Source organism: Vibrio sp. ZF 223, assembly GCF_003050585.1.
In the GTDB taxonomy this organism is placed as follows: domain Bacteria; phylum Pseudomonadota; class Gammaproteobacteria; order Enterobacterales; family Vibrionaceae; genus Vibrio; species Vibrio crassostreae.
This window is the reverse complement of sequence record NZ_PIGB01000004.1, coordinates 356424-368157: the sequence shown is the minus strand read 5'-3', so window position 1 is coordinate 368157 and position 11734 is coordinate 356424. Positions and strand designations below refer to the sequence as shown.

The 11734-nt window shown below is 43.7% G+C and carries 9 protein-coding genes; 5 read left to right on the top strand and 4 right to left on the bottom strand.

All coding sequences use genetic code 11. The features are described 5' to 3' along the window. From CWO13_RS11540 to CWO13_RS11525, 4 genes are all read left to right on the top strand, one after another. Positions 1 to 196 (top strand): IS3 family transposase (locus tag CWO13_RS11540; RefSeq protein WP_146164379.1); only part of this gene is annotated, 196 nt, incomplete at its 5' end. A gap of 423 nt (positions 197 to 619) precedes the next feature. Continuing rightward, positions 620 to 1435, top strand: a complete 816-nt coding sequence (locus tag CWO13_RS11535) for a TauD/TfdA dioxygenase family protein (RefSeq protein ID WP_108083003.1) — start codon at positions 620 to 622, stop codon at positions 1433 to 1435. A 311-nt stretch (positions 1436 to 1746) separates the two neighbouring features. After that, positions 1747 to 3516: an ABC-F family ATP-binding cassette domain-containing protein gene (locus CWO13_RS11530; RefSeq protein WP_108083002.1), complete on the top strand. Its 1770-nt coding sequence runs from the start codon at positions 1747 to 1749 to the stop codon at positions 3514 to 3516. Between the two features lie 413 nt (positions 3517 to 3929). Further along, on the top strand, positions 3930 to 5978 hold the full coding sequence (locus tag CWO13_RS11525) for an ATP-binding response regulator (protein WP_108083001.1): 2049 nt from the start codon (positions 3930 to 3932) through the stop codon (positions 5976 to 5978). A gap of 150 nt (positions 5979 to 6128) precedes the next feature. On the opposite strand, the gene cqsA is transcribed toward CWO13_RS11525, so the two are convergent. Next, complete coding sequence (cqsA, locus tag CWO13_RS11520) at positions 6129 to 7310, bottom strand: alpha-hydroxyketone-type quorum-sensing autoinducer synthase (RefSeq protein ID WP_108083000.1); 1182 nt, start codon at positions 7308 to 7310, stop codon at positions 6129 to 6131. 258 nt (positions 7311 to 7568) lie between these two features. Then, complete coding sequence (locus CWO13_RS11515) at positions 7569 to 8957, bottom strand: aminotransferase-like domain-containing protein (protein WP_108082999.1); 1389 nt, start codon at positions 8955 to 8957, stop codon at positions 7569 to 7571. Positions 8958 to 9060: 103 nt separating this feature from the next. On the opposite strand from CWO13_RS11515, the gene CWO13_RS11510 reads away from it, so the two are divergent. Further along, positions 9061 to 9957 carry an EamA family transporter gene (locus CWO13_RS11510; protein WP_108082998.1) on the top strand — a complete coding sequence of 299 codons (897 nt, stop codon included), beginning with the start codon at positions 9061 to 9063 and terminating at the stop codon, positions 9955 to 9957. Between the two features lie 188 nt (positions 9958 to 10145). Here the strand turns inward: CWO13_RS11510 and CWO13_RS11505 are convergent, their stop codons facing one another. Together CWO13_RS11505 and CWO13_RS11500 are read right to left on the bottom strand one after the other, a co-directional pair. After that, positions 10146 to 11153 carry a CobW family GTP-binding protein gene (locus tag CWO13_RS11505; protein WP_108082997.1) on the bottom strand — a complete coding sequence of 336 codons (1008 nt, stop codon included), beginning with the start codon at positions 11151 to 11153 and terminating at the stop codon, positions 10146 to 10148. Beyond that, the gene (locus tag CWO13_RS11500) at positions 11143 to 11703 is read right to left on the bottom strand and encodes a carbonate dehydratase (protein WP_048658498.1); all 561 of its coding nucleotides are present in this window, start codon (positions 11701 to 11703) and stop codon (positions 11143 to 11145) included. Before CWO13_RS11500 ends, CWO13_RS11505 begins: the two co-directional genes overlap by 11 nt. Positions 11704 to 11734: the final 31 nt, after the last annotated feature.

Here is an 11734-nt window from a genome sequence, read left to right as displayed (position 1 = left end):
GGATAATGCTGTTGCTGAAAACTTTTTTGCTTTACTCAAAACCGAGATGTATCACAACCAAAGCTTTGAAGATGCAGATGCTCTGATAGAGCAAATCAAAGAGTATATCGAGTACTACAATACCAAACGTATAAAAGTGAAACTAAAAGGCCTGACTCCGATAGAATATCGAACTCAGGCCTTGAAAGCCGCTTAACAGAAATGTCCAACTTTACGGGGTCACTTCATTGTTGTGGGCTTTGTTTTTGGCTTGTAGCTGACAACAAAAAGATATGGCGTTGCTTTCTTAGGTTGATAAGCAGGAATTGGCGGTACTTAGACGAATTTTCGGTTACGTCTCAGAAAAGCTTGAAGTTTGTATGCTAGATTTAATAGTGATACACAACTGGAGATATCGATGATCTGGCTTTCGGTGAAAGTACTACAGATTGGACTTGTCTACGGATACAGGAAGTATCAACAAACAAAAAGAGCTCCAGTGTAGGGGCTCTTTTCTTTTGTTTTTCGAATAAACCGGTTTTATTTTGCATGGTAAGGAAAGAAAAATCGGTTTTGTCCGGTTTAATAACGAGTAGCTAAATGACTCCCTATTAATATCTCTTAACCGATAAGCGAAAGTATGTTGAAAATTGAACCTATTACCCCTCACATTGGTGCTCGTATTCATGGATTAAATCTTTCGGATTTCAGTGAGTATGAACTTGATGATGTGTACAAGGCGCTTATTACTTATCAAGTCATTTTCTTGGATGAACAAAGCCTCTCGCCTGAACAACACTTAGCGCTTGCCAAGCGTTTCGGAGAGCTCGAACCCGCTCATCCCTTCTTTCCGCGTGTAGAACAAGTCCCGCAAGTCAGTGTGATAGAAACTACTCGAGGTAATGCGCCAATGGAGAGTTATTGGCATACCGACTTAACCTGGCGGGAGCTACCATCTAAAGCCTCTCTATTGCATGCTCAACATGTACCGGATGTCGGTGGCGACACGATTTGGTGTTCGATGACCTCAGTGTTCGATTCATTAGATGAAAGCATGAAAGAAAAGCTAAGAGGCTTATCGGCAACGCATTCGTTAGTCGCGTTTGAGGGTATTGAATCGGACCAAATTGAGCTAGATTGGCATAAGTCGTTGCTGAAAATCGCGCAAGAAAATCCGCCAGTAGAACATCCTTTAGTACAAGTTCATCCAGAAACGGGCAAAGAGACGCTATATATCAACGAGCAATTTACCCGTTACATCAATGAACTCAAACGTGAAGAGAGTGATTCACTACTTCGCCAGCTTTTTGAAATTGCACGACGACCAGAGTATCAAGTGCGTTTCAAATGGAACAGGGGCTCAATGGCGATATGGGACAACAGGGTCACTCAGCATTATGCTGTGATTGATTACGGTGATACGCCAAGAAAAATGCACCGAGTAACAGTGACCTAAGGTTGTAAATCAAGTACAAGTCGAAGCGCCTAAAGATTTTGACTCATCGGTTAATGTGATTTATTTTTAGCGCTAATGTTCAACTCAAGACAAACATAAGGAGGATTTTTATGAAAGTGTGTGAATTTAACTTCGCGCATATTTTTTGGTACGACCAAAACTCAAGTTTTAACACTATCGTGCTGCGATAACCAAAACTTGAGCGAAGCATTTCAATATAACCTTCAATAGAGTTTCTTCACTCTAGTTTACTTGGTTGTTGTCAGCGAATGACGACAGCGCTTTTTTGCGCTTGAAACTTGAGTAAACAAATGACTACATTAATATCTACATCATCCATTTCTTACGATCTAACATCATGCCGATTATTTGATGGGCTTTCCTTTACCATTAAGAAAGGTGACCGCATTGGCCTTATTGGCAGTAATGGCTGTGGCAAAAGCACCTTATTACGTCTGTTAAACAAAGATTTACCTGACTGTGTTGGGAATGTTTCCTTCGCCTCGAATGCCGTAGTTGCCTTGATTGAGCAACACTTACCTAAGCGACTGTTAAGCCTCTCAATGCTCGATGCTGTGACCGACAACCTTACTTTAAATATGCAGCAAACAGAGCAATGGCGTGCACAAATTACTCTTTCTAATTTAGGGTTTGATGAAAGCTATTGGAACCAGCCGGTAGGCACTTTAAGTGGCGGTCAATACGCGCGAGTGTTAGTCGCGAGAGCATTGATTCTTGAGCCAGATGTCCTGTTGCTAGATGAACCAAGTAACCACTTAGATCTACCGACGTTACTTTGGTTAGAGCAGTTTCTGAAAGATTGGAGAGGGACGTTTGTCATGGTTTCGCATGATCAACGATTACTCGACTACGTCACCGATTCTACTTGGGTGTTACGTGACAAAAGGATACTTAGCTTTAGCCAAAAATGCACCGAAGCTAGAAAAGCACTGGAAGATAAAGATCGAACGGATGCTGAAAGGCAACAAGCAGAAAAGAAAGAGATCGACCGCATCGAAAAGAGCGCTCATCGTTTAGCGATTTGGGGGCGTGACTTTGACAATGAAGGTCTGTCACGAAAAGCAAAAAGCATGGAAAAGCGCGCTGAAGGGTTACGCTCGACCATGACTCGTTTAGATTCCGTTGAACCATGGACACTATGCTTGTCCGGTGAATCCATGAAGGCCAATCGACTACTTGAATTGTCGGAGGTGCCAATTACCGCCGCTGACGACCAAGCGCCACTGTTTGAAGTGCTGTTCCAACAGATAAAGAGCGGTGACCGTGTTGCTGTGCTAGGCAAAAATGGGGCGGGTAAGTCATCGCTTCTGAAAGTATTGTGGGCGAATTATCAGGCGTCTCAACTTGGAGATAATGGTTATTTTCACCCAAATGCTGAAGTCGGGTATTACGACCAAAGCCTGCACCAATTACGTGATGACCATTCACTAATAGATTCACTTTACTCATTTTATCCTGTTTCGGAGGAAGCTAGAAAAATGGCTTTGATTAGCGCGGGTTTTTCCTATGAAAGACACGAGCAAAAGATCGCAGAGCTTAGCGGTGGCGAGCGTTCTCGACTGCTGTTTGTTGGGCTATCGCTAGCGAAGTATCACTTCCTGTTGTTGGATGAGCCCACTAACCACCTTGATATTGAAGGTAAGGAAGAGCTGGTGAATTGCTTAACTCAATTCGAAGGGGGGCTACTGTTGGTCAGCCATGATCGAGAGTTGATTGAAAAATCATGCAATCGATTCTGGTACATCAATGATGGTCAACTTGTGGAAATGACTTACTTAGATGCGGTGTATGAGGCGATGTCTGTCGGTAATCAGGTCGTTAGCTTAGAGGCGAATGACACAGCGCCAAGCTCGGTGTTGTTATCCAAATCTGAGTTTATCGAAAATCACCACTCAAATACGGCACAAAACGATGAAGAGTTGCTTTTGGAAAGGCTGTTGGAGTTGGAAGAGTTACTGACACAAGACCAGTCTCGAAAAGCAAAACATCAAAAGCCAGATCTTCAACATAAATGGCAGCAAGAAATAGAAACTATCAATATGAAATTGGAGCTTAGTTAGCTTTACATATCAGTTAGTTCTACATATCAATTAGTTGTAAATTTCAATTAGCTGCGCGTGTTAGTTTGCTAAAAATCTTGGTTAGCTGCGCTCGCCAGTTGACTCGATATAACATTGATGAGTTGTGTGTGCTCGGCTGTGATCGCTGAGCACGCATGACCAAAGGCTCTTCGTTTATTCAGAATCGGCCAAAGGCTCTTTAGTTATTCTGAATCCGCTAAAGGCTTTTGTTGCTTTTGTCAGTATTTATACTGACTCCAAATTCAAGTTTAAAAGCAAAAACCTTGATATATATTTGATTCAAACCTCACTGCTCGGAGGTGATGTGTAATATAATCGGCGCCTAAATATAAGAATAAAAATTAAACCATAGAACCAGTAAACGTTAGGGCTTAGAGAACAAAGTATTTCGTATGAACGCTATTCGCAAAGTTTATCAATACGCAGAACCTAATCTCACCCTTGTAGGTTGGATGGGCTTTGTCGGCTTTCCCATTTACTACATTATATGGGAGTTTTTGTTCCCTCAACCATATGAAAACCTACCGCTGCGTCTAGCGTGTTCGGTATTATTTTTAGGCATCATTTCCCGTAATCGTGTGCCATTTGAATGGCGTAAATACCTTCCGGTTTATTACCAAGTTGCGGTAACCCTCTGTTTGCCGTGTTTCTTCTTTTACATGCTGCTGATGAACAATTGGTCCAACGTTTGGGTCATGTCTTTTATGTCGGCTATATTTCTGCATATTTTGTTGGTGCACGTCACTAAAGTCATGTTCGCTCAAACTTTTGCCGGAATTGGAATTGCGACGTTATGTGCTTGGGTGGCACAAGGCTTCTACCTCGAAATCACAATGGATTGGACGCATGTACCCATCTTCTTGTTTATCTACCTGTTCGGCAACTTGTTCTACTTCCGTAATCAGGTGGAACACGAGAACAAGGTATCACTGGCGAAGTCTTTTGGTGCCGGTATTGCCCACGAAATGCGAAACCCATTAAGTGGTTTGTTGACCTCTATTGATGTCATGCAATCCATATTGCCGGACCCAAAAAGTGGCGACCACAAAGGGCAATATGCGCTGAGTAATGAAGACGTTATCCAGTTGCGAGAAGTGGGTGATGAAGCGATGGAGATCATTCACTCAGGTAACGAAACGATTGATCTGTTATTGACTTCAATTGACGAAAACCGAGTCTCTCGCTCGACCTTTAAAAAGCATTCGGCGCAAGCGGTCGTGGAGGGTTCGATTGCCAGCTTTAATTACAAGCGCGCAGCCGATAAATCTGCCATTTCTTTAGACGTACAAAGCGACTTTGACTTCTTAGGAAGCGATACCTTGTTGAAGTACGTGATGTATAACCTGTTCAAGAACGCATTCCATCATCGCAGCCCTGAAGATTTCCATATTCATGTCACGATGTGCAGTGATGAAGTCACCAATCAAATCATGGTGACGGATAACGGCTCTGGCATATCAAGTGATGTGATTCGCCGCATCTTCCAAGACTTCTACACCACAGGCCAATCGGGTAACTACGGTTTAGGGTTGCCATTTTGTCAGAAGGTGATGCGTTCGTTTGGTGGTGAGATTAGATGCCAATCAGAGGTTGGCCAGTGGACTCAGTTTACGATGACGTTCCCGTCTTTAACGTCAAATTCAGTCAATGAGATTAAGAGTGAATTGAGAAAGTTAAAGTCGGTATTGATGGTGAGTGATCAAACCGTCCTGAATAAGAAAATGACGGCAATGTCTCGATTTATGGGATTTGACCTCAAGACTTTGGATGTGGCATCTGCACTTAAAAACAAAGAGTATCAGTTCGAATTTGACTTAGTATTCGTCGACATGGAGAGTTTGGATTTGAGGGCAAGCAGCCTTGATAAGCTTGAGTCTTTGTTGTCGTTTACAGAAGCACGAATTGTTTACTTACACGAACATCATCCTATTCAACGGGTAAGGAATATTTCATTTGAACCGATTTGGGTCGAAACTCAAGTTTGGCTGTTGAACACCAAAGCAACGATTGACCGTTTACTGTTTGACTCGAATTACGTGATGCCTTTGGTGGCCGCTAAGCCAATTGAAAATGCAAATAAGCGTACCATTATGGTGGTGGACGATAACGAGTCTCTACGTCGTTTTACGGCGATGTTGTTGGAGAAACAAGGCTTTGATGTGGTACAGAAAGAAGATGGTCAACAGGCATTAGACGCTCTAGATTCAGAGGCCATTGACTTGGTTTTGATGGATATTGAAATGCCTATCATGGATGGCGTCGAAGCTTCTCGACTTATTAGAAGTGCGAATAAGCCTTACTCTTCGGTACCGATCATTGCACATACAGGGGACAGTTCGTCCGTCACTTTGGAGAAAATGGAATCATCAGGCATGTCTGATTTCATCGTCAAACCCGCAGATAAAAACCGACTGTTCGATAAGATTGCTCACTGGATCTAGTGAATGTTATAGGTTGAACTACACGACCATCGTGTCGGCGACTCAAATACAAGAAAGAGCTCAGCGAATTGCCGGGCTCTTTTTGTTTAGCGACATGGTAGCGTCCATTCAGTCCTGCCGTTTTTAGTTAAAGAATTAGTGTATTCAGAGCTATACGAATTCTAACTCTGGGTGATGGTACGCCTCATGACAAACCGTGAGCACATGGTCAATGTCTCGTGGAGTCATGTCGGCATTCACTGAAAATCGGATGATGTTCTTATTCTTCCCTGTCGCTGGGCGGCAGAACACTGCACCGAACACATCACGTTCTTCAAGGAAATCGCGCACTCGCTCTGTATTTCTTTCATTACCACACTCTAGCGAGACGATTTGAGATTCACTACGGATGTTAAAGCCAATCCGTTTTAGACCCGTAATGAGCGACTGTGCTCGCTTAAACATGGCTTCTCGTTTGTCATCTGCACCTTTAATCACCTCCAATGTTTTCTCTAAACGAATCACTTCTTGCGGCAATACGGTTGAGCTAAAAATGGCAGGATAAGCAACAAACGGCAGTGTCTCAGACAATTGTTTGGGGCCTAGGATCGCGCCAGCACGGTACGCAAAAGTTTTGGCCAAGCTGACAGTAATGAAATCGACTTGGTCAGTGAGCCCGAGAGCTTGCACTAAGCCTGCACCTTTTTCACCGTGTGTCCCTAATGAGTGCGATTCATCGACGATAACAGCGCAATCAAACTCTTGCGCCATTTCGTAGATGTCGCGGAGCGGGGCAATGGTACCAATGGTGCTGTAAATCGAGTCGACAACAATCACACCAGAACCATGACGTTCCAGTTGCTTACGTAAGTGACTCATATTGTTATGCATAAATGGATGAGCTGCCGCGCCTGCTGCGCGAATACCTTCCCATAGCGACATATGTGCAAAGAAGTCGATATACACCGGCGTATTTGGCGGACAGATCGTTTGAAGCAACCCAATATTGGCTGCCCAACCAGACTGAGAAAGCAGGCAGCTTTCCATTCCAACATAGTTGGCGAGTTCGGTTTCAAACGCAGGTTTAGACTCTGCATCTTGTAAGAAAATCGCAGACATTACCACATTGTCGTCGTGGTCGCTGATCGCCGCTTGGTGAGCTTGTTGGATTGCTTTGTTATGTGACAAAGACAAATAATCATTGCTCTGCATGACAACGGAGTCGCGCGATGGACGTTTACCCAAAACCAAGTGTTTTTGGCTTTGGTTCTGGGTGATTAGGTCTTGAATATAGAAGCTCAAGCGTTCTTCAATAAAGGAAGGTAATGTTTTGTTTTTGGTTTTATCACTCATAATAGTTCTCTTAAAATATAGGAAAACGCCAGCGCTGACGGCTGTATATTGAAGATAAAAATTGGTGTGTCATTAGCTAAGTTGCATAATTTTGTGGGTGCTTGCAAACTCAGCATTTAAGGGTTTTGAGGCGAATGGATTTCCTTACGGTAACGAGCTTTAACCCAATTCCAATCAGAATAATAACCGCCTCTTTTATAACAAATAGCGATGAAGGGACTAAGAGTCAAAGCCGTGAGAGAAAGCTCTTAGAAAAGGCTAACCACTGACACATTGGTGGATAAGTTTAATCAAGTCATCCAACTGCTGTTTGGCTTCTCCCTCTAACGAATAACCAAAATTGATGCGTAGACAGTTGCTGTAGAGATCAAGAGTGCTGAACAGATGCCCAAGCCTGATATCAAGGTTTTGTTCGGCGACCGCTTGAGTAAATGCTTGTTGATTTAGATTGGGTATTTGTAACCAAAGCACCATGCCACCTTGTGGGTTACTGATCTTCACATCTTGAGGAAGGTGTTGAGTTAAATAGCTGAGGTATTGTTGGCGCAAAGAGAGGATTTGAGAGCATCTTCTTCTAACGTGTTTGGCGTATTGGCCTGATTCGATAAAGTCAGCAACCGCGAGTTGAGTCGGCAGGGCGACGCCATAGCTAGCAGCAGAAAACTGAGCCTTGTACTCGTCTATGTATCTGCCAGGCAAACACCAGCCTAAACGATAACTGGGTGAAAGGCTTTTCGATACCGACCCACACCACATCACGTATCCGCCTTTGTCATAGTATTTTGCTGGCAGAGGCGTGTGTGATGAGTATGACAGCTCCAAATACACATCGTCTTCAATGATGGGTACTCGATAGTGGTTCGCTAATTCAGCCAGTTTTTGCTTTTGACTGGCAGACATATTGATCCCTTGAGGATTCATATGGGAGGTACAGAAGATTGCTGCATCCACACGTTTGTTTTTCAGATGTGTTTCTAGCTGTTTTAGGTCGACACCGTCATCCAAAGACGGGATCTCGATGATCTGGCGTGACATCTTGCCGAGCAACTCCAGAATACCGTTGAAGCAAGGAGAGCTGATGGCAATGGTGTCACCTTCTTTGGTGCAAGATTCGAGAGCGGCTTTAATCGCCGACATACAGCCTGCCGTGATCACCATTTCGTCAGGTCCAAAGTGGACATCAAGCTTGGCAAAGTGGGTGGACAAAGCTTGTCTTAACATCGGCTCGCCCTGCGTATCAGGGTAGTGATTAAGCCTGTCGCCCATACGTTTGATAGAACGGCGGAAACTGCGTTCTAGTTCAACAATCGATTGTTCATCATTAGTGGTGCTAGAGACCCCTAAAGGCCCATTGATTGAGTTGTGAGTCGATGAAGTTTGCTTAACTTTGGAAATCTTACTTTCAAACTGCGCCCACTCAGGTGTTGAATGAACAGGCTTGTGAGGCGAGACAAAATACCCCGCTTGCGGGCGAGAATGAATCCAGCCCTGTGATTCTAACTCTTGATAACAGCTTACTACGGTCGACATGCTGATCGCCTGTTGCTTAGCTAATTGGCGCAGTGAAGGCATGCGTCCGCCTTCCGGCCTTTTGCCTGTTTCTATCTCATCGATAAACTGATTGGCTAGCTTTCTGTAGATGCTCATTGTCACGACCGTTATTAACTGTACTGGTTTTTATTGTAAAAATTGTATCTGTACCGGTTTTATTGTTCAAGGGATACTCTTTTAAAACAAAGGAGGGGTCAGTATGAAAAGAAATGATTTGTTGTTAGCGGTGTTCGTCATGGCAATTTGGGGATTCAATTTCTCGATGATCAAAATGGGCGTGACCAATGTGCACCCTTTGTTGGCAACGGCTGCGCGTTTCTCGCTAGCGGTGATTCCAGTGATATTTTTTGTGGCGAGACCGAATGTCGCTTGGCGCTATTTAGTCAGTTATGGCTTTGTGTTCGGTGTGGGTATTTGGGGCATGGCTTCATGGTCAATCACAGCGGGGCTCTCATCAGGGTTGTCGTCTGTATTGCTTTCTACCAACGTATTAATTGGTATGGCCGTTGGGGTATGGGTTTTCAAAGAAAGTACGTCGGTTCGTAAGTTAGTTGGTGCTATGTTAGCCATGTTTGCACTCGCAGTCTTAGTCTCGGCGGCACAGGGTAATATCACCGTTAATGGCGTGATCTTGATTATGATTGCAGCGTGTAGTTGGACGCTAATGGGCGTGATTGTTAAGGCATCTAAAACCACTCAAGCTTTTGCGTTCAATGTCTGGGGGATGTTGTTTGCTCCAGTACCATTAGTGTTATTTGCAGTGATGCTACACGGTGATCAAATTATCTGGCAGGGCATCGAACAATGGGATTGGAATACGACGATTGCTGTTCTGTTTCAGGCTTACCCGACCACATTGTTTGGTTACTGGGTGTGGAATAAGTTGTTAATCCAATATCCTTTAAGCACAACGGCACCGTTAACCTTACTAGTACCAATCTTTGCATTGATCAGCGGTTACTTTATGTATGACGAAGTATTGTCAGTCGCTCAAGTGGTTGCATCGGTGCTGTTTCTAATCGGTATCGGTTTGATTGTGAAGCCTGCTAAGGCTTCTAATTCTCAAGCTACAACGAAACTCGCAGAACAAAAGTGATTGATAATCGGACAGTATTCAATGAAACGGATAGAGTTCAAATGCTTTGAATAACAATAAGGCCTCGCACTTGCGAGGTCTTACTCTATGTCGAAGAAGTGAAGTTACTTAAAGAATTAATTAACAGCACTCTATTCACTTGCTCTCAATGAACTAGCTCTTAATTAACAACTCTATTAACTAAGCGATCAAGTCACCATACACTTGAGTAATTGGCACTCTAGTTCTTCATCCATTTGGTGCCCGATCACTTCAATTCTAGTTTCGGCACACTCATCGAGTTCTGATTCGGTCAAACCATCCTCTGTTAAGTTGTAGCTAAAGATACCATTTGGAGTAATGAACACTGCTTTCATGCGTTCGACTTTCAAGCCGACTAGAAATCGTCGTAAACGCTGGTGGTCGAACAGTTTGTCAGCCGCGAATCGCCAACCAATACTTTCAAACCCTTCACCTTGGTTGCTCGCCTTTATCATACCGCTCTCTGGCATCGGTAATTCTGAAGCGAGTGGCTTATCTTGCTTATGATGGTGATGGTGCCTATGAGCTTGGTGGTGATAGAAATTACTGTTTCCATCAAACTCGTCGTATGGGATCTTACCATGATGAGCAAAGATCAGCTTAGTGTCAGGGTGACAAACCTGAGCAATGTACTCGGCCAGCTTTTCTGCATCGCCATTGTTATATAGGTCTACTTTATTACCGACAATCGTATCGGCAATGGTAATTTGTTGGTTGAAAGTATCATTCTCTGAATAACTTGTATCAGACAGTTTACGAGCATCGACCAAGGTGATGTTCTTTTGTAGTGACAGCACTTTACGATAATGCTCTGAAGATAATACTTCTAACACTTCTTTTGGGTGGCCGAGTCCAGTAGGTTCAATCAGTAAGCGGTCTGGTTTCGCCTCAGAAAGCAATTGATTGAGTGCTATCTGCATCGGTAGCCCTGCGGCACAACACATGCAGCCACCGGGTACTTCACGAATAAAAACTCGCTGCTGTTTGGTTTGATTGCCTTCGAATAAGCTTCCATCGACGCCAATTTCTCCAAATTCATTTACCAAAATAGCCCAGTTTTCATCTTCGGGTTTGTTCTTCATTAGGTTGAGAATCGCGGTAGTTTTACCTACGCCGAGAAAACCGGTAATGATATTGGTTGGAATACCCAAGAGAGGTTTGTTATCAGAGCTCATTGGCAATTCTCCTATAACCTTGCACAAGGGTATGGTTGGCCGAAACAACAGACTCTGAAAACGCAGAATACTCAGGTGGTACCTTTGAGATATTGTTCAAATCAAACCCTGAACCGATGTTGGTCATTGGTGGTACATGGAAGCTTTCAGGTAAGTCGTTCCCGTCCACCACACAGTTATGGCGAATTACACAACCTTTGCCAATCACCGCATTAAAGACGACTGAGTTGAAGCCAATAAATACGTCGTCACAGACCTGACAAGGACCATGAATGATCGATCGGTGAGCGATGGATGAGCGTTCACCAATAGTGACGGCTGCGCCAGCTTTTGAATGAATAACCACACCATCTTGAATGTTGGTGTCGCGCTTAATCACGATGGCTTCCATGTCACCTTGTTCGTTGACCTCGTCAGCTCGAATCACAGCGTAAGGGCCAATAAACACGTTGTCTTCAATGATTACCTTGCCACAAATAATGGCAGTCGGGTCAATGAAAGCGGTCTCCGATACTTCTGGCATGTGACCGCTTGGATTTCTTCTTAACATATTGATTTCTTTTTATTGATGGTAATAACTG

Coding starts and splice junctions, on each gene's coding strand:
- CWO13_RS11525 (WP_108083001.1), top strand. CDS start 3,930: ATGAACGCTATTCGCAAAGTTTATCAATACGCAGAACCTAATCTCACC.
- CWO13_RS11505 (WP_108082997.1), bottom strand. CDS start 11,153: ATGAGCTCTGATAACAAACCTCTCTTGGGTATTCCAACCAATATCATT.
- cqsA (WP_108083000.1), bottom strand. CDS start 7,310: ATGAGTGATAAAACCAAAAACAAAACATTACCTTCCTTTATTGAAGAA.
- CWO13_RS11530 (WP_108083002.1), top strand. CDS start 1,747: ATGACTACATTAATATCTACATCATCCATTTCTTACGATCTAACATCA.
- CWO13_RS11500 (WP_048658498.1), bottom strand. CDS start 11,703: ATGTTAAGAAGAAATCCAAGCGGTCACATGCCAGAAGTATCGGAGACC.
- CWO13_RS11515 (WP_108082999.1), bottom strand. CDS start 8,957: ATGAGCATCTACAGAAAGCTAGCCAATCAGTTTATCGATGAGATAGAA.
- CWO13_RS11510 (WP_108082998.1), top strand. CDS start 9,061: ATGAAAAGAAATGATTTGTTGTTAGCGGTGTTCGTCATGGCAATTTGG.
- CWO13_RS11535 (WP_108083003.1), top strand. CDS start 620: ATGTTGAAAATTGAACCTATTACCCCTCACATTGGTGCTCGTATTCAT.